Genomic DNA, 16,717 nt, shown 5'->3' on the forward strand with positions numbered 1-16,717 from the left:
CCGGCGGGCACACTTCCGAAGGCCTCAGACCTCGAGCAGTTCCGATTCCTTGTGCTTGACCAGTTCGTCGATCTGCGCGACGTACTTGTGGGTCGTCTTGTCCAGTTCCTTCTCGGCGCGGCCGACCTCGTCCTCGCCGGCCTCGCCGTCCTTCTGGATGCGGTTCAGCTCGTCCATCGCCTTGCGCCGCACGTTGCGGATGGCGATCTTGGCGTCCTCGCCCTTGGACTTGGCCTGCTTGACCAGCTCGCGCCGGCGTTCCTCGGTGAGCTGCGGGATCGAGACGCGAATGATGTTGCCGTCGTCAGTCGGGTTCACACCCAGATCCGAGTTCCGAATCGCGGTCTCGATCGTTTGTAGCTGGGCCTGTTCGTAGGGCTTGATGACGACCATGCGCGGCTCGGGGACCGTGATGCTCGACATCTGGGTGATCGGCGTCGGCGCACCGTAGTAGTCGACGACGATCCTGTTGAACATGCTCGGATTCGCGCGCCCGGTCCGGATGCCTCCGAGGTCGTCCTTCGCCACCGAGACAGCCTTCTCCATCTTCTCCTCGGCGTCGAAGAGCGCTTCTTCAATCACGACCGTTTCCTCCACAGCGTTCGTCGTATGTCGGTTCCGGGGCTCAGGCGGGCCACGAATCAGGACCGAACCAGTGTGCCGATCTTCTCACCGGCCACCGCACGGGCGATATTGCCCTTCGTCAGAAGATTGAACACCAGCATCGGCATCTGGTTGTCCATACAGAGGCTGAACGCGGTGGCGTCGGCGACCTTCAACCCCTTTTCGAGCACTTCCTTGTGCGTGACCTCCGAGAACATGGTGGCGTCCGGATTCAGTCGCGGGTCGTCGTCGAACACGCCGTCGACCGCCTTCGCCATCAGCACCACCTCGGCGCCGATCTCGAGGGCGCGCTGCGCGGCGGTGGTGTCGGTGGAGAAGTAGGGCATGCCCATCCCGGCGCCGAAGATCACGACGCGGCCCTTCTCCAGGTGCCGCTTGGCGCGCAGCGGCAGATAGGGTTCGGCGACCTGGCCCATCGTGATGGCCGTCTGTACCCTGGTGTCGACACCTTGTTTCTGCAGAAAGTCTTGCAGCGCAAGGCTGTTCATCACCGTACCGAGCATGCCCATATAGTCCGAGCGGGCGCGCTCCATACCGCGCTCCTCCAGTTCGGCGCCGCGGAAGAAGTTGCCGCCGCCGATGACCACCGCCACCTGAACACCCGAGCCGACCACCTCGGCGATCTGCTCGGCGACCGTCTCCACCACATCGGGATCGAGTCCGACGTTACCGCCGCCGAACATCTCCCCACCCAGTTTGAGGAGTACTCGGCGATAACCCTTACGGGCCGGTTCCGGGTCCGACATCGGTCTCCTTTTGTTAGGCGGCCTGGCTACACACGCGAAAAGACCATCCGGTGTCGGGAGGTACACGGGACGGTGACGAAAGCTGCGTCCATCCTGCCCTACCACCGCACCGAAACGTGCACCGACCCTCGAATTCGTCCTGAACCGGCGCACTTCGGACAGCGTCCGCGGCGCGCCGAGCCACCGGCACGACGATGCCCCCGGACGAACCGGTCGGGTTGTCCGGGGGCATCGGTCGCTGTCCGGCGGCGGTTACGCCTGGCCGACCTCGAAGCGCGAGAAGCGGGTCACGGTGACGCCGGCGTCGTCCAGCAGCTGCTTGACGGTCTTCTTGGAGTCGGTGACCGACGGCTGCTCCAGCAGCACGACATCCTTGTAGAAGCCGTTGACGCGGCCCTCGACGATCTTCGGCAGCGCGCCCTCCGGCTTGCCCTCCTCGCGGGCGGTCGCCTCGGCGATGGAGCGCTCCTTCTCCACGATGTCGGCCGGAACCTCGTCGCGGGTGACATAGCGGGCCTTGAGCGCGGCGATCTGCATGGCGGCCGAGCGGGCGGCCTCGGCGGCGGCGTCGCCCTCGCCCTGGTACTCGACCAGCACGCCGACGGCGGGCGGCAGGTCCGAGGAACGCTTGTGCAGGTAGGTCGCGACTGGGCCGTCGTAGGAGACGACGCGGCGCAGTTCCAGCTTCTCGCCGATCTTCGCGGCGAGCTCCTGCACGACCTGGTCGGCGGTCTTGCCGTTGACGTCGATCGCCTTCAGCGCGTCCAGGTCGGCCGGGCGGACCTTGGCGGCGGCCTCGGCGATATCGCCGGCGACGTTCTGGAACTCGTCGTTCTTGGCGACGAAGTCGGTCTCGGAGTTGATCTCGAACATGACGCCGTTCGAGGCGATGACCAGGCCCTCGGCGGTGGCGCGCTCGGCACGCTTGCCGACGTCCTTGGCGCCCTTGATGCGGAGCACCTCGACGGCCTTGTCGAAGTCGCCGTCGGTCTCCTCGAGGGCCTTCTTGCAGTCCATCATGCCGGAGCCGGTGAGGTCGCGGAGCCTCTTGACATCCGCGGCGGTGTAGTTCGCCATCCTGGCGAGCCTCCTTGGGTGGTTAAGGTTTCAGGTCGCTAGCACCACCATGCCGACCGCTTCCCAACAGGAAGGGCCGGCACGGTGAACATATTCTCGAGCTATCAGAAGTCGGCCGGGGTCTTGGCGGCCGGCTCCTCCTTCAGCTCCGCCTCGGCGGCGGTCTCCGGAGCGGCTTCGGCGGCGGCTTCCGGGGCACCCTCGGTGGTCGGGGTGGCCTGGGCCAGCAGCTCCTGCTCCCACTCGGCGAGCGGCTCGCCGGCGCCCGCCTCGGGCTTGGCGTCGCCACCGGCGCGCGCGGCGCGGGCCTGCACACCCTCGGCGACCGCGGAGGCGACGACCTTGGTGAGCAGTGCGGCCGAGCGGATCGCGTCGTCGTTGCCCGGGATCGGGTAGTCGACCAGGTCGGGGTCGCAGTTGGTGTCCAGGATCGCGATGACCGGGATGTTCAGCTTGCGAGCCTCACCGACGGCGATGTGCTCCTTGTTGGTGTCGACGACCCAGATGGCCGAGGGCACCTTGGCCATATCGCGGATGCCGCCGAGGGTGCGCTCCAGCTTGTTCTTCTCACGCGTCAGCATGAGGATTTCCTTCTTGGTGCGACCCTCGAAACCACCGGTCTGCTCCATCGCCTCGAGCTCCTTGAGGCGCTGCAGGCGCTTGTGCACGGTGGAGAAGTTGGTGAGCATGCCGCCCAGCCAGCGCTGGTTCACGTAGGGCATGCCGACGCGGGTCGCCTCGGAGGCGATGGACTCCTGCGCCTGCTTCTTGGTGCCGACGAACAGCACGGTCCCACCGTGGGCGACGGTCTCCTTGACGAACTCGTACGCCTTGTCGATGTAGGTCAGCGTCTGCTGCAGGTCGATGATGTAGATGCCGTTGCGGTCGGTGAAGATGAACCGCTTCATCTTCGGGTTCCAACGGCGGGTCTGGTGCCCGAAGTGTGCGCCGCTGTCGAGCAGCTGCTTCATAGTTACGACAGCCATAGCCGCGTATCTCGCTTTCGTAGCCGGTTGACGCGGAGATCGGTGATCCCCGCCCTAGCGCCCGGGGCCGCCGGACCCGGAAGTTCTGAAAAACTCTGGGACCAGCCGACGACCCATATGAGTCGGGCGCGCGAAGTCGATTCACACGGAGGTGAACCGCCCGGCCAGTCTACGCCGCAGCCTTCCCCGGTCCTAATCGGTGGTCATCGGACCGTCCGGGGCGGCCTGCGCGTATACGGACGCGGTGACCCAGCGTGTGTTCACAATCACCGAAGTTGTCCACACTCGCCGGTATCGGGCTTTTCCCGGCGTCACACGGGCGGCAGTGTGACGGGCATGCGCCGGATAATCGTGCTCGTCCTGGGGTGGTTGTTGCTGCCGGTCGTACTGCCCGCGCCCGATGCCGACGCCGCGCCCGGCGGGAGGTACGGCTGGCCGTTGCAGCCGCGGCCGCCCCTACTGCGGCGGTTCGACAAGCCGCCGCACGACTGGCTGCCCGGGCACCGCGGGGTGGATCTGGGCGGCGCCGACGGGCAGCCGGTGCTGGCGGCGGGCGACGGGATCGTCGTATTCGCGGGTGAGGTCGGCGGGAAGCCGGTGGTGTCGCTCGATCACGCCGGTGGGCTGCGCACCACCTACGAGCCGGTGCGGTCCGCGATCACGGTGGGGCACAGGATCATTCGAGGTGAAGTGCTCGGCACCCTCGAATCCGGGCACCCCGGCTGCCCGGGCGCCTGCCTGCACTGGGGCGCCCGGCGCGGCCGTGATTACGTCGACCCGCTCGGACTCGTCCGCGCCGCGCCCCTACGTCTCAAACCGGTCGTTCCGAACGGTGACGGCACACCACTCGGCGCGGCGCACTAGACAGAACGAGGACCGCGCTCAGCGGCCTGCCGGAACTGTGCCCTCGCGTTCGGCGAGTTCGCGCTTCCATTCGCGGAAGGTCTCCTCGGTGCGGCCGCGGCGCCAATATCCGGAGATGGATGCCCATGCGGCCGGGACTCCGCGCTCCTTGCGGACGTAGGGGCGCAGGTCGTGCATGACCGCCTGGGCTTCGCCGTGGATGAACACGTGCGCCTGCCCGTCGCGCCACGGCTCGGAGCGGACGGCCGCGGCCAGCGCCTCGCCGGGCGCCTGGTCGCCGCGATGGATCCAGGTCAGCTCGACGCCCTCGGGGCGGGTGAAGTCGAGTTCGTCCGCGGGACCGGCGATTTCGACGAACGCCCGGCCGACGGCGCCGGCGGGCAGCGCGGCGCAGGCGGTGGCGATGGCGGGCAGGGCGGCCTCGTCTCCGGCGAGCAGGTGCCAGTCGGCGTCCGCGCGCGGCGAGTAGGCGCCGCTGGGGCCCATGAGTTCGATCTCGTCACCGGACTTCGCGGCGGCGGCCCACGGGCCCGCGACGCCCTCGTCGCCGTGATAGACGAAATCGATCGCGATCTCTTGCTGTTCCGGGTCGACCGCGCGCACCGTGTAGGTGCGTACGGTGTCGCCGTCCGGTCCGGGGAAGACCAGTTTGACGTAGGAATCGGTGAACTCGCTGGGTTCGAAGGTCGCGAAGCCCGGACCGCCGAGGTACACCCGGATCAGGTGACCGGTCAGGCGTTCGGTGCGGCGGACGACGAAGCTGTGACGGGGGCGAGCCAAGGAAAGCACCTCCATAATTAGGGTTACCTAACCGACGGTAGCATGAAGTATCGGCGATAGCTCGCGATACATCACGTGAGTCTGCGCTGCCGCCTTTCGCTACCGCGTAGCGGAGAGCAGGATGGCGCCATGCCCCATACTCCCCCGTTCACCTATGCCGAAACCGGCGCGACGAACGGCGAATTCCCGCCCGGCTATCACCACTTCCGGCTGCGGCGCCGCATCGGGTCCGGGCGAGCGCTGTTCGACACGGCGGGCGCGCAGATCCTGGCGTACCGAATGCAGCACGGCACCGGCATCTTTCATTCCGCGAGCACACCGACGGCAGAGCCGGGCACCCAGCTGACCGTGCGCCTCGGCCCGGGCCCGCTGGGCATCACCGCGCCGTGCCGGGTGGTCTACGTTCTCGACGAACCGACCCGCCGCGGCTTCGCCTACGGCACTCTCCCCGGCCATCCGGAGACCGGTGAGGAACTCTTCGCCGTCGAATACGACCCGGCCGACGACTCCGTCTACGGCCTCGTCGCGGCCTTCTCCCGTCCCAGCGCCTGGTACACCCGGCTCGGCGGACCACTCGTCCGCGCGATACAGCGCTACATCGCCGGGAAGTACATCGACGCCATCCGTCCCGGCTGACCTGCCTGACTGCCCGCGCGGGGTCCACCCGCTGAGCTGAGCCGGACGTTCGGTGCGTCCTCTCCGATCGCCGACGCTGGTCAGGCGCGTGGGTGAGCTTGGTCGTGGACCTTTTTCAGGCGCTCGATGGAGACGTGGGTGTACAGCTGGGTCGTGGCCATGCTGGCGTGGCCCAGAAGTTCCTGCACCACGCGCAGGTCTGCGCCGCCCTCCAAGAGGTGGGTGGCGGCGGTGTGGCGGAGGCCGTGCGGGCCCATGTCCGGGGCTCCGGGGATGGCCGAAACCACCTCGTGGACAACGGTTCGCGCCTGGCGCTGGTCCAGGCGGCGGCCACGGCGGCCGAGCAGGAGAGCGCGGCCGGATTCGGGTGTGGCGAAGGACGGGCGGCCCGAGCGCAGCCAAAGCTCCAGTGCCTGATCGGCGGGGAGGCCGAACGGGACCGAGCGTTCCTTGTTGCCCTTGCCGAGGACCCGGGCCAGGCGGCGTTCGCGGTCCACGTCGTCGATGTCGAGACCGCACAGCTCGCTGACGCGGATCCCGGTCGCGTACAGCATCTCGACGATCAGGCGGTCTCGCAGCGCCATCGGATCCGATTGCGCCGCACCGGATTCCGCCGCCTGCATCGCGGAACTCGCCTGCTCCCGGCCCAGGACGGCCGGCAGTACCCGGTGGGCCTTGGCGGACCCGAGTCGCGGCCCCGGGTCGACGGCGAGTTTGCCGGTGTGGGTCAGCCACGCGGTGAAGGTCCGTGCCGCCGAGGCCCGCCGGGCCATGGTGGTGCGCGCCGCCCCGCCACTCCCCTGCGCCGCCAGCCACGACCGCAGCAGCGGCAGGTCGACCTCCGCGACACCGGAATCCGGGGACCGCGACAGCAGATGAACCAGCAGCGACCGCGCATCCCCCACGTAAGCCCGCACGGTATGCGCCGACCGGTTCCGCCCGAGCCGCAGATGCCGCCCATACTCCTCGAGCAGCGCCTCCAAATCCTCGGGCAAACCATCCATACCGCCAACGGTCGCCCGTCCCCCAGCCACCCGCAAGTCGCCGCGCCGCCACGACGTGTCCCGTACCCGCACCGATCATGGTCGGTTGTCGGGGCGGGGGTGTTTGCGGAACCAGCCGCTTTCGTCCAGGCCGACCAGGCCGAGTAGTTCCAGGGCGGGTAGGGCCGCGCGGACGGCGGGGAGGGACAGGCCGGAGTGGCGGGCGAGTTCGAGAGGGGTGCGGGAACCGATGGCGGGGAGGGCGGCGTACGCCGCCGCCAGGTCGCCGTCGAGGGTGTCGGCGGGGTTGGCGGTCGGCAGGGACAGGCGTAGCGGGCCCACCTCGTCGAGGATTTCCTCGGATCGGCTGACGAGGAGGGCCTCGCCGTCGCGGATCATGCGGTGGCAGCCGACCGAGGACGCCGAGGTGATCGGACCGGGCACCGCCAGTGCCGGGCGGCCCAGGCGCCGAGCCCATTTCACGGTATTGCGAGCGCCGCTGCGCAGCCCGGCCTCGACGACGAGCACCCCGTCGGCCAATGCGGCGACGAGCCGGTTCCTGGCCAGGAAGTGGTGCTTGTGCGCGGTCTCGCCAGGCGGGTATTCACTGATCACCAGGCCGTTTTCGGCTATCTCGGCGAGCAGGCGCTCGTGCTGGGCGGGATACGGCCGATCGACGCCGCACGCGAGCACCGCGATCGTGGTGCCACCCACCGCCAGGGCCGTGCGGTGGGCCGCGCCATCTATCCCGAATGCGGCACCGGAGACGATGGACCATCCCGCGCAGGCGAGTTCGCCGACGATCTCCGCGGTCGCGTGCTCGCCGTAGCCGCTGCTGCACCGCGCGCCCACCACGGCGATCGCGCGCTCGCTCGACTCCAGCAGCGACAGTGGCCCACGCACCCACAGCACCAGCGGCACCGCCGCTCCCGCGTCGCGCGCGGGGTCGAGCTGGCTCAGGCCGAGCATCCGCCAGGACGGCCACTCCGGATCGTCCGGGGTCACCACCCGCCCGCCCAGCCGGGCGAGCACCTCCAGATCCCGCTCGGCCCGGTCGATTCCGCGCCGCGATTCAGTGGGCCCGCGCAGCGCCTGCGGCAACTCGCACTCCCGCACGGCCCGAGCGGCTTCCACCACCCCCACCTGTTCGATCAACGCCGACAGCGCCGCACACGGCCCCGACACCACCCGTGACAGATACACCCACGCCAACATCCGAGCGTCGGCGTCGACGGTCACCAGGTCATCCGCCGCATCCACGACCTCATCGAGCCCGAATTCCGTATCCCGCGATGTCCTCTCGGAGGAGATGCTCCGGCACGGTGGAGGCGCTTCGGCGCTGCCGCTCATGACGAGCCTCGCTGGCGGAAGTTGAGGGCCTGGAGAACGTCCTGGGTGGTGGGGATGTCTCCGCCGCGCAAGTCGCTGACGGTCCAGGCGACGCGGATGGCGCGGTCGGCGCCCCGGGCGGACATGCGGCCGTGGCGGAGGGCGTTCTCGACCGGGGCCAGGGATTCGCGCGGGAGGCGGAAGCGCTGGCGCAGGATGTGGCCGGGGACTTCGGCATTGGTGGCCCAGCCGTATTCCGACCATCGCCGCACGGCCGCCTGGCGGGCCACCTCGACCCGGCCGCGCACCACCTCGCTGCTCTCGACATCGGAGGTGGCGAAGGCGCCAGCGGCCTGGCTGTGCATCTGGACCCAGATATCGATCCGGTCCATCAGCGGGCCGGACAGTTTGCCCAGGTAACGCCTCCGGGCCAGCGGGGCGCAGATGCAGTCCACATCGCGAGCGGGGGCGCACGGGCACGGATTTGCCGCCAAAATGAGCTGGAAGCGCGCCGGATACCGGGCCACGCCGTCGCGGCGGGCGATGCGCACCTCACCCTCTTCCAGCGGAGTTCGCAAGGCCTCCAGCACCTTCGCCCCGATCTCGGCGCATTCGTCGAGGAACAGCACCCCGCGGTGGGCACAGCTGACCGCACCCGGCCGGGCCGATCCCGAGCCGCCGCCGACCATGGCGCTCACCGATGTCGAGTGATGCGGTGCGACGAACGGCGGCATCGTGACCAGCGGATGGGAGCCGGACAGGGTGCCTGCCACCGAATGGATGGCCGTGACCTCCAGCGACTCGGTCTCGGTCAATGGCGGCAGCAGGCCCGGGAGGCGTTGCGCCAGCATGGTTTTGCCGATCCCCGGCGGGCCGGTGAGCAGGACGTGATGGCCGCCGGCCGCGGCCACCTCGAGCGCCCAGCGGGCGTCGTCCTGGCCCACCACCTCGTTCAGGTCGCCGACGGTGCGTTCCGTCGGCGGAAGTTGGCCGTCGGGTTCGCGGAGTACGCCGTCGCCGCGCAGCCAGGCGACGAGTTCGCGCAGCGTCGCCGCGCCGAGCACGGTGATCCCGGCGACCAGCCCGGCCTCCGCCAGCGCGCATTCCGGCACGACAACGGTGGACCGGCCCGCGTTCCGGGCCGCCAGCACGGCGGGCAGGATGCCGCGCACCCGCCGCACACGGCCGTCCAGCGCCAGCTCACCCAGCAGTGCCGTGCCCGCCAGGCGGGCGGCCGGAATCGCGTCTCCCGCATCGAGTACCGCGGCCGCGAGGGCCAGGTCGTACACACTGCCGACCTTCGGCAGTGTGGCCGGGGACAACGCCAGGATCACCCGGCCGTCGGGCCATTTCTCCCCCGAGTTGGTGACCGCGGCGCGAATCCGGTCGCGGGATTCCTGCAAGGTGGTGTCGGGCAGCCCGACCAGATGAACCGACGGTAGCCCCTGGCCGATATCGGCCTCGATCTCCACCAGCTGGCCGTCCACCCCTGCCACCGCGACGGAGTGGGCCCGGCCGAGGGCCATCAGAACACCGCCTTCAGGTGGTCGATGGCCGGTTCGCGGTCGCGGATCAACAGCACCGAGACCACATCGAAGCGGATGCGCCGCCACGGTCCGTCCTGCTCGTTGAGCCACAGCAGCGCCAGGCGGCGGATGCGCTGCTGTTTGCTGAACGTCACGGACTCCGCCGGAGCGCCGAAGCCGAGGCCCGAACGGGTCTTCACCTCGACGAAGGCGGTGACCTCCGCATCGCGGGCGATCAGGTCCAGCTCGCCGTAGCGGCAGCGCCAGTTCTGTTCGACGATCTCCATCCCGGACGCGCGCAGGAACCGCGCGGCCAGCTCTTCCCCGTGTGCGCCGAGCGCCAGATTATGTGCCACCCGCCCAGCGTGCCCGGAACCGCCACGGCGCCAACGACATCGACCTGCGGAAACAACCGGCCTGTGGACAACCGTGCGGCTGTGGACAACTCGCCGCTACTCCGGCAGGCGCAGGTCCGGTTTCTCCAGCTCCTCGATGTTCACGTCCTTGAACGTGATGACCCGCACGTGTTTGACGAAGCGGGCCGGGCGGTACATGTCCCACACCCACGCATCCGACATGCGCACCTCGAAGTACACCTCGCCGTCGGCGTTCTGCGGCCGCAACTCGACGGAGTTGGCGAGGTAGAAGCGGCGTTCGGTCTCCACCACGTACGAGAACTGCCCGACGATGTCCTTGTACTCGCGATACAGCGAGAGTTCCATCTCGGTTTCGTATTTCTCCAGGTCCTCGGCGCTCATCTGGTGGACCGTCCTCCTTCTCGCCACACGGGTGTGCCGGTCACATCATCTCGCATGGGCCGTGCCGGTAGCCACTCGCCTCGACTCGGGCATGTCCGGCGCGGCGATCTCCGCCTCCGGATCGGCTGCCAGGGCGTCGAGCAGTTCCGGCTCGGCGACGGTCTCGTCCGCCCGGCCGGTCATCCGCACGTTGCGCCACGACCGGCGATGCTCGTCGGTCGGGCCCAGTTCCTTCAGCGCGGCCAGGTGTTCGGGGGTGTTGTATCCCTTGTGCGCGGCGAAACCGTAGCCGGGCAGGCGTTTGTCCAGGTCGACCATCATCCGGTCGCGGGTGACCTTGGCCAGGATGCTGGCCGCGGCGATACATGCCGCCGACGCGTCCCCGCCGATCACCGGCAGCGACGGCACCGGGATACCGGGCACGCGGAACCCGTCGGTGAGCACGTAACCGGGTTCGGCGCCCAGTCCGGCCACCGCGCGCCGCATGCCCTCGATATTGGCGACGTGGATGCCGATCGCGTCGATCTCCCACGCCGGGATCACCACCACGTCCCACGCCAGCGCCCGCCGCTTGATGATCGGGAACAGCCGCTCGCGGGTGGCCTCGGTGAGCTTCTTGGAATCGTCCAGCTCGGCCAGCGAGTCGTACGCCTTGGGCGCCAGCAGGCACGACGCGACCACCAGCGGGCCCGCACAGCACCCGCGCCCGGCCTCGTCGACCCCCGCGACCGGCCCCAGGCCGCTACGGATCAGCGCCGCCTCCAGCGTGCGCAGGCCGGCGGCCCGGCGCATCACCACCCGGGGCGGCCAGTCTCCGCTGCGGACAGCGACGGGTCGAATTCCCTTGCCGCCCTTACCGTTGCGGACGACGCGCTGTTGATTCCGCGCCACAACACCCACCATTCGATTATCTACCGCGTCCGACGCCTTACTGAGCTTGGGGATCCTGCGATCGGATCGGGCCGATCCGGTTCGGCGGCCAGATCTTGAAGACCGCCTTGCCGCGGATGTCGTCGACAGGCACGGTGCCGGAGTACTCGTCGTCCACGTGCGCGCGGGAGTCGGCGGATTCGTTGCGATTGTCGCCCATCACCCAGACGTTGCCGTCGGGCACCTTGATCGGACCGAATTCGCGGCCGCGGGGGTTGATGGACAGGGCGCCCGGAGTCTTCACCGCATAGGGCAGGCCCGCTTGATACGGGTAGTTGTAGTGCGCGTACGGCTCGTCGAGCGGTTTGCCGTCGACCAGCACCCGGCCCTGGGCGTCACAGCACTGCACGGTCTGACCGCCGGTCGCGATCACCCGCTTCACCAGGTCGTTCTCGTCCGGCGGCACCAAACCGAAGAACGAGAAGAAGTTCTGCACGCCGCGAATGACGATATTGCTCGACCGGTTGGACTGGTAGGCCTTGTTCCACGACTGGCTCGGTCCCACGAAGACCACCACGTCGCCGGGCTTCGGATCGCCGAAGTCGTAGCTGAGCTTCTCGACGTAGATGCGGTCGCCGGTACAGCCGGAGCAGCCGTGCAGCGTCGGTTCCATCGATTGCGACGGAATCACGTACGGACGGCCGATGAAAGTCACCACCAGGGCGGCGATCACCGCGGCGATCACGATGAGAATCGGCAGCTCCTGCCAGAACGGGCGCTGCTTCTTCTGCTTCTTCGCACGCCCGCGCCGCTGTCTCGGCGTGGTCTCCCCCGCGCGATCGTCATCCGCTCCGGTCACCCGCACCGAGTCGTAATCGTCTGCCACGCCGAACAGCGTAGCCCGGCCCGCTGAGGAGCCGCGCGCTGCCGCCCCGGGCGCCCCAAACGAAAAACCCCCGGCCGACCGGCCGGGGGTTTCGCGAGCATGCTGACGATCTCAGCGCTTTTCCTTGATCTTGGCGGCCTTGCCGCGCAGATCGCGCAGGTAGTACAGCTTGGCCCGGCGGACATCGCCGCGGGTCACGACATCGATGTGGTCGATGTTGGGGCTGTGTACCGGGAAGGTGCGCTCGACACCGACACCGAAGGAGACCTTGCGGACCGTGAAGGTCTCGCGGATGCCGCCACCCTGGCGCCGGATGACCGCGCCCTTGAAGACCTGGATGCGCTCCTTGTTGCCTTCGATGACCTTCACGTGCACGTTGATGGTGTCGCCCGGCCGGAAGTCGGGGACATCGGTGCGCAGCGACTTTTCGTCGACGAAGTCGAGGGTGTTCATTTCCGTCCTTTGGAAGTTCGCGTGAACAGAGGAACCTGGCGGCGGCGTACGCTCGACCGGTTCGTGCTCCGGATATTGGGCGGTGCGCCGGGGCAGACTTGCCCAGGGCAACCCGGCTATTGTGCCAGACCTTCCCACCACGGGGTTAATCGGGTTGCCCGGGCCACACGCGTCGGCTACGAGGCCGCGTTGACGCCGGTCGGATCGGCCACCTTCCGGACGATCCTGGGCGGGTGCGGCGGCGCGGGGGCCGGGACCACGCGGCGGGCCAGCTCCTCCTCGGTCGCCCGCCGGACGTGTGCCACATCGGGGCTGCCGGCGATGAGGTCCTGCACGAAGATCTTCGCCCGGATCACCGGCCTGCGGTAGCGGCGTTCGCGGCGGATCGCGCGCTGCATGAGTTTCGAGCGACCGGCGTAGCGCCAGCGGGCCCACGGCGCGCCGGGACGGCTCAGCCGCAGCGCGCCCACCACCAGCAGGGGCAGGAAGAACATGCCGAACAGGCCGGTCCAGATCTTGCCCTTGGCGATGACGACGGCGGCGAGCCCGAGATTCACCACGGCGAACAGCGCCAGCAGCAGGCGGCCCGGCGTGCTGTCGTCGTAGCGGATGTCGTTGACCTCCAACAGCCACAGCGGATGGAAGCCCAGCAGCAGCAGGCCCGTCACGGCCAGCGCCACGAAGACCGCGTCGACCGAGGTGCGGCCCTGCTCCTCCCAGTACACGTCGCGCAGGTAGTAGATGAGCGCGAACTCGTCGAGGACGAGGGCCGCGCCCACCCCGAACGCCGCCGCGAGCACGCTGACCGGCCCGACCCCGCTGCCGTAACTGGCGACCAGGCCGATGCCGGACAGCAGCACCAGCACCACGCCGAACACCATGTGGTGGATGTGCACGTCACCCGCGCGCAGATTGCCCGGCCACCAGCGCACCCGCTTGCGGATCAGCCGGACGCTCAGCCGGATCAGCAGGAATCCGACGATGAATCCGAGCAGGAAGCACAGCAGCGGCAGACGTCCCTGCGCGATGACCGAATCATCGAGCCATCGTCTGATACCCGCCATACCCGTCTCCGGCCAGTGGTGCGCGATCGCTGTCCGTGCGCGGGCCGGATGCTCCGCGCCCGAACCCGCCCTCAGCCACATTGTGCAGGAACATCATGACCGCCAGCAGAACCGCGTGCGACACACCGAACAACCCGCGGGAGCGGACACGAGCGTGTCCGCTCGCGGCCACGGCGGGAGGCCGTGCCCCACATCGACGTCCGGTCTCACGGCGCGGCGGGACCGGACGCGTGCGATCTGCCTACTTGCCGAAACCCGCCCGGCGCAGCGCGTCGGCCATGGCTCCGTTGGGTTCGGGGGCGTTGCGGCGCTGCTGGTTTCGGCCTTGGTTGCCGCGCCCTTGGTTGCCGCGGTTTTGATTTCCGCCGCCCTGACCACCGCGACCTCCGCCGCCTTGGCCTCCACCGCCCTGACCACCGCGGCTCTGGCCCTGCGGGCGCTGACCGCCACGCTGGCCCTGGCCGCCCTTCTCGGGCTTGCCCGGCTCATCGTCCAGGCGCAGGCTCAGGCCGATGCGCTGGCGGGCCACGTCGACCTCGAGCACCTTGACCTTCACGACATCGCCGGACTTCACGACCTCGCGCGGATCGCGGACGAAGGTGTGCGACATGGCCGACACGTGGACCAGGCCGTCCTGGTGCACGCCGACATCCACGAACGCGCCGAACGCGGCCACGTTGGTGACCACGCCCTCGAGCACCATGCCGGGCTTCAGGTCGGCGACCTTCTCGACGCCGGCGGCGAATTCCGCGGTCTTGAACTCCGGGCGCGGGTCGCGGCCGGGCTTCTCCAGTTCGGCGATGATGTCGGTGACGGTGGGGACGCCGAAGGTGTCGTCGGTGAACTTCGCCGCCTGCAGCGACCGCAGCACCGCGCTGTTGCCGATGAGTTCCAGGACGCCCCGGCCGGTGTCGTCGAGGATGCGCCGCACGACCGGATAGGCCTCGGGGTGCACCGCGGAGTTGTCGAGCGGGTCGTCGCCCTCGCGGATGCGCAGGAAGCCCGCGCACTGCTCGAAGGCCTTGGGGCCCAGGCGGGGCACGTCGCGCAGGGCGGTGCGGTTGCGGAAGGGGCCGTTCTGATCCCGGTGGGCCACAATGGATTCCGCCACCGAGCCGGAGACGCCCGACACCCGCGACAGCAGCGGCACCGAGGCGGTATTGACGTCGACGCCGACCGCGTTCACCGCGTCCTCGACCACCGCGCCCAGCGAGCGGGCCAGCAGGGTCTCCGAGACGTCGTGCTGGTACTGGCCGACGCCGATCGACTTGGGGTCGATCTTCACCAGTTCGGCGAGCGGGTCCTGCAGGCGGCGGGCGATGGAGACCGCGCCGCGCAGAGAGACGTCCATATCCGGCAGTTCCTGGGTGGCGTAGGCCGAGGCCGAGTACACCGAGGCACCGGCCTCGGACACCACGATCTTGGTGGGCTTGTTCTCGGGGATGCGCGAGATGAGTTCGGCGGCAAGGGCGTCGGTTTCGCGCGAGGCGGTGCCGTTGCCGATCGCGATCAGCTCCACGCCGAACCGGGCGACCAGAGCGCCGAGGACCGCCAGCGACTTCTCCGTCTGGCCCTGGGGCTTGTGGGGGTAGATGACCTCGGTGGCCACCACCTTGCCCGTGCCGTCGACGACCGCGACCTTGACGCCCGTGCGGTAGCCGGGGTCCAGGCCCATCGTGGTCCGGGTGCCGGCGGGTGCGGCCAGCAGCAGGTCGCGCAGGTTGGCGGCGAAAATGTCGACCGCGTCCTTCTCGGCGGACTGCCGCAGCCGCATCCGGATATCGATGCCGAGGCTGACCTGCAGCTTGGTGCGCCAGGCCCAGCGCACGGTGTCCAGCAGCCAGGAGTCGGCGGGGCGGCCCTGGTCGGCGATGCCGAACTGCACCGCGATGCGGCCCTCGTAGATCGAGCGCTCACCCTCCGTCGGCTCCTCTGCGTCGGGCTCGAGGTGCAGCGTGAGCACCTCTTCCTTCTCGCCGCGTAGCAGCGCGAGGATCCGGTGCGAGGGCAGGGTGGTGAACGGCTCGGCGAAGTCGAAGTAGTCGGCGAACTTGGCGCCCGCCTCCTCCTTGCCGGCGCGCACGCTCGAGGTGACCCGGCCGCGGTTCCACATCAGCTCGCGCAGCTCGCCGACCAGGTCGGCGTCTTCGGCGAAGCGCTCCACCAGGATGGCGCGGGCGCCGTCGAGCTGTTCGGCGTCGTAGCCCGCCGGGTCGGTCGTCGGGTCGCCCAGCAGCGCGTCGGCGACCGGCTCGTGGCCGGCCTCGCGGGCGATCTGCGCCTTGGTGCGCCGCTTCGGCTTGTAGGGGAGGTAGATGTCCTCGAGGCGGGCCTTGGTCTCGGCCAGCATGATCTGCTGCTCGAGTGCCGCATCCAGCTTGCCCTGGCCGCGGATGGACTCCAGGATCGAACCCCGGCGCTCGTCCAGCTCGCGCAGGTAGTGCAGACGCTCCTCCAGCTGGCGCAGCTGCGCGTCGTCCAGGCCGCCGGTGACCTCCTTGCGGTACCGGGCGATGAACGGCACGGTGGAGCCGCCGTCGAGCAGCTCGACCGCGGCGCGCACCTGCTCGTCGCGCACGCTCAGCTCGTCGGCGATGCGGCGGCTGACGGTGCCGAGGCGAACGGTCCCGACGACCGGCGGATCGGCCGAGACGGAACCGGCGGCGGCGCTGACGGGTTCGGCGCTGGCGGATTCTGGGGCTGTCGTCACGCCCGCAGACACTACCGTCGCGGTCCGACAACCAGCCAGGGTGCCGCACCGGAACCCTCGCAGCCCCACCCCTTTCCGACCCCCGCACCCCTCCGAACAGCAGAGACGCGCCGACACGCGGTCCGGGCGAGTCGGGGTGCGGCGCTGCCGTAGCGAAGGCGGTCCCGGCCGAAAGCATGCCGGGACCACAGTGAAACTGTCATGCCGGGACCACAGTGAAACGCCATGCCCGGACCACAGTGAAACGCCATGCCCGGACCACAGTGAAACGTGCTGGGTCGTGGAGCGGCGCGCCCGCTGACCCGTCAGTCCGGCGGAAGCAGATCGGGACGCCGCTCGCGGGTCCGGTCCAGGGACTGCTCGCGGCGCCAGGATTCGATGCGGGCGTGGTTGCCCGACAGCAGGATCTCGGGAACCTCGAGGCC

The 16,717-nt window shown here is 69.4% G+C and carries 17 protein-coding genes and 1 pseudogene; 2 read left to right on the forward strand and 16 right to left on the reverse strand.

Features of this window, described 5'->3' with window-relative positions:
* Positions 1 to 24: 24 nt before the first annotated feature.
* From frr to rpsB, 4 genes are all read right to left on the reverse strand, one after another.
* On the reverse strand, positions 25 to 582 hold the full coding sequence (frr, locus tag ON41_RS21815; protein WP_040749597.1) for a ribosome recycling factor: 558 nt from the start codon (positions 580 to 582) through the stop codon (positions 25 to 27).
* 59 nt (positions 583 to 641) lie between these two features.
* Complete coding sequence (gene pyrH, locus ON41_RS21820) at positions 642 to 1,370, reverse strand: UMP kinase (RefSeq protein ID WP_040749556.1); 729 nt, start codon at positions 1,368 to 1,370, stop codon at positions 642 to 644.
* Between the two features lie 252 nt (positions 1,371 to 1,622).
* Positions 1,623 to 2,447 carry a translation elongation factor Ts gene (gene tsf, locus ON41_RS21825; RefSeq protein ID WP_040749557.1) on the reverse strand — a complete coding sequence of 275 codons (825 nt, stop codon included), beginning with the start codon at positions 2,445 to 2,447 and terminating at the stop codon, positions 1,623 to 1,625.
* Positions 2,448 to 2,551: 104 nt separating this feature from the next.
* On the reverse strand, positions 2,552 to 3,433 hold the full coding sequence (rpsB, locus tag ON41_RS21830) for a 30S ribosomal protein S2 (RefSeq protein WP_040749558.1): 882 nt from the start codon (positions 3,431 to 3,433) through the stop codon (positions 2,552 to 2,554).
* 336 nt (positions 3,434 to 3,769) lie between these two features.
* Here rpsB and ON41_RS21835 point away from each other — a divergent pair, with 336 nt between their 5' ends.
* Positions 3,770 to 4,297 (forward strand): M23 family metallopeptidase, encoded by a 528-nt coding sequence (locus ON41_RS21835; protein ID WP_040749598.1) that lies wholly within the window; start codon positions 3,770 to 3,772, stop codon positions 4,295 to 4,297.
* A gap of 18 nt (positions 4,298 to 4,315) precedes the next feature.
* On the opposite strand, the gene ON41_RS21840 is transcribed toward ON41_RS21835, so the two are convergent.
* On the reverse strand, positions 4,316 to 5,077 hold the full coding sequence (locus ON41_RS21840) for a siderophore-interacting protein (RefSeq protein WP_040749599.1): 762 nt from the start codon (positions 5,075 to 5,077) through the stop codon (positions 4,316 to 4,318).
* A gap of 129 nt (positions 5,078 to 5,206) precedes the next feature.
* On the opposite strand from ON41_RS21840, the gene ON41_RS21845 reads away from it, so the two are divergent.
* Positions 5,207 to 5,713 (forward strand): DUF1990 domain-containing protein, encoded by a 507-nt coding sequence (locus ON41_RS21845; protein ID WP_040749559.1) that lies wholly within the window; start codon positions 5,207 to 5,209, stop codon positions 5,711 to 5,713.
* An 80-nt stretch (positions 5,714 to 5,793) separates the two neighbouring features.
* Here the strand turns inward: ON41_RS21845 and ON41_RS21850 are convergent, their stop codons facing one another.
* The 11 genes and pseudogenes from ON41_RS21850 to ON41_RS40460 form a co-directional block, all read right to left on the reverse strand.
* Positions 5,794 to 6,717 (reverse strand): tyrosine recombinase XerC, encoded by a 924-nt coding sequence (locus tag ON41_RS21850; protein WP_040749560.1) that lies wholly within the window; start codon positions 6,715 to 6,717, stop codon positions 5,794 to 5,796.
* Between the two features lie 75 nt (positions 6,718 to 6,792).
* Positions 6,793 to 7,911, reverse strand: a complete 1,119-nt coding sequence (gene dprA / locus ON41_RS21855) for a DNA-processing protein DprA (protein WP_063709929.1) — start codon at positions 7,909 to 7,911, stop codon at positions 6,793 to 6,795.
* Positions 7,912 to 8,042: 131 nt separating this feature from the next.
* A complete protein-coding gene (locus ON41_RS21860) occupies positions 8,043 to 9,551 on the reverse strand; it encodes a YifB family Mg chelatase-like AAA ATPase (protein ID WP_040749561.1) in 1,509 nt (502 codons plus the stop codon).
* Complete coding sequence (locus tag ON41_RS21865) at positions 9,551 to 9,907, reverse strand: YraN family protein (protein WP_040749562.1); 357 nt, start codon at positions 9,905 to 9,907, stop codon at positions 9,551 to 9,553. Before ON41_RS21865 ends, ON41_RS21860 begins: the two co-directional genes overlap by 1 nt.
* A gap of 96 nt (positions 9,908 to 10,003) precedes the next feature.
* The gene (locus ON41_RS21870) at positions 10,004 to 10,309 is read right to left on the reverse strand and encodes a DUF2469 domain-containing protein (protein WP_011210678.1); all 306 of its coding nucleotides are present in this window, start codon (positions 10,307 to 10,309) and stop codon (positions 10,004 to 10,006) included.
* 45 nt (positions 10,310 to 10,354) lie between these two features.
* Positions 10,355 to 11,101 (reverse strand): ribonuclease HII, encoded by a 747-nt coding sequence (locus ON41_RS21875; RefSeq protein WP_246461042.1) that lies wholly within the window; start codon positions 11,099 to 11,101, stop codon positions 10,355 to 10,357.
* Between the two features lie 136 nt (positions 11,102 to 11,237).
* Positions 11,238 to 12,065, reverse strand: coding sequence for a signal peptidase I (gene lepB / locus ON41_RS21880; protein ID WP_174411346.1), 828 nt, complete (start codon positions 12,063 to 12,065; stop codon positions 11,238 to 11,240).
* 111 nt (positions 12,066 to 12,176) lie between these two features.
* A complete protein-coding gene (gene rplS, locus ON41_RS21885; RefSeq protein WP_040749563.1) occupies positions 12,177 to 12,518 on the reverse strand; it encodes a 50S ribosomal protein L19 in 342 nt (113 codons plus the stop codon).
* 176 nt (positions 12,519 to 12,694) lie between these two features.
* Positions 12,695 to 13,573, reverse strand: coding sequence for a hypothetical protein (locus ON41_RS21890; protein ID WP_063709930.1), 879 nt, complete (start codon positions 13,571 to 13,573; stop codon positions 12,695 to 12,697).
* Between the two features lie 250 nt (positions 13,574 to 13,823).
* Complete coding sequence (locus tag ON41_RS21895; protein WP_083905530.1) at positions 13,824 to 16,292, reverse strand: Tex family protein; 2,469 nt, start codon at positions 16,290 to 16,292, stop codon at positions 13,824 to 13,826.
* Positions 16,293 to 16,597: 305 nt separating this feature from the next.
* Positions 16,598 to 16,717 (reverse strand): annotated as a pseudogene (locus ON41_RS40460) (tRNA (guanosine(37)-N1)-methyltransferase TrmD); the annotation flags it as partial.

The organism is Nocardia transvalensis NBRC 15921 (assembly GCF_000308875.1).
GTDB lineage: Bacteria > Actinomycetota > Actinomycetes > Mycobacteriales > Mycobacteriaceae > Nocardia > Nocardia transvalensis.

Coding starts and splice junctions, on each gene's coding strand:
- ON41_RS21860 (WP_040749561.1), bottom strand. CDS start 9,551: ATGGCCCTCGGCCGGGCCCACTCCGTCGCGGTGGCAGGGGTGGACGGC.
- pyrH (WP_040749556.1), bottom strand. CDS start 1,370: ATGTCGGACCCGGAACCGGCCCGTAAGGGTTATCGCCGAGTACTCCTC.
- ON41_RS21875 (WP_246461042.1), bottom strand. CDS start 11,101: ATGCGCCGGGCCGCCGGCCTGCGCACGCTGGAGGCGGCGCTGATCCGT.
- ON41_RS21845 (WP_040749559.1), top strand. CDS start 5,207: ATGCCCCATACTCCCCCGTTCACCTATGCCGAAACCGGCGCGACGAAC.
- rpsB (WP_040749558.1), bottom strand. CDS start 3,433: ATGGCTGTCGTAACTATGAAGCAGCTGCTCGACAGCGGCGCACACTTC.
- ON41_RS21850 (WP_040749560.1), bottom strand. CDS start 6,717: ATGGATGGTTTGCCCGAGGATTTGGAGGCGCTGCTCGAGGAGTATGGG.
- dprA (WP_063709929.1), bottom strand. CDS start 7,911: ATGTTGGCGTGGGTGTATCTGTCACGGGTGGTGTCGGGGCCGTGTGCG.
- ON41_RS21870 (WP_011210678.1), bottom strand. CDS start 10,309: ATGAGCGCCGAGGACCTGGAGAAATACGAAACCGAGATGGAACTCTCG.
- ON41_RS21835 (WP_040749598.1), top strand. CDS start 3,770: ATGCGCCGGATAATCGTGCTCGTCCTGGGGTGGTTGTTGCTGCCGGTC.
- rplS (WP_040749563.1), bottom strand. CDS start 12,518: ATGAACACCCTCGACTTCGTCGACGAAAAGTCGCTGCGCACCGATGTC.
- tsf (WP_040749557.1), bottom strand. CDS start 2,447: ATGGCGAACTACACCGCCGCGGATGTCAAGAGGCTCCGCGACCTCACC.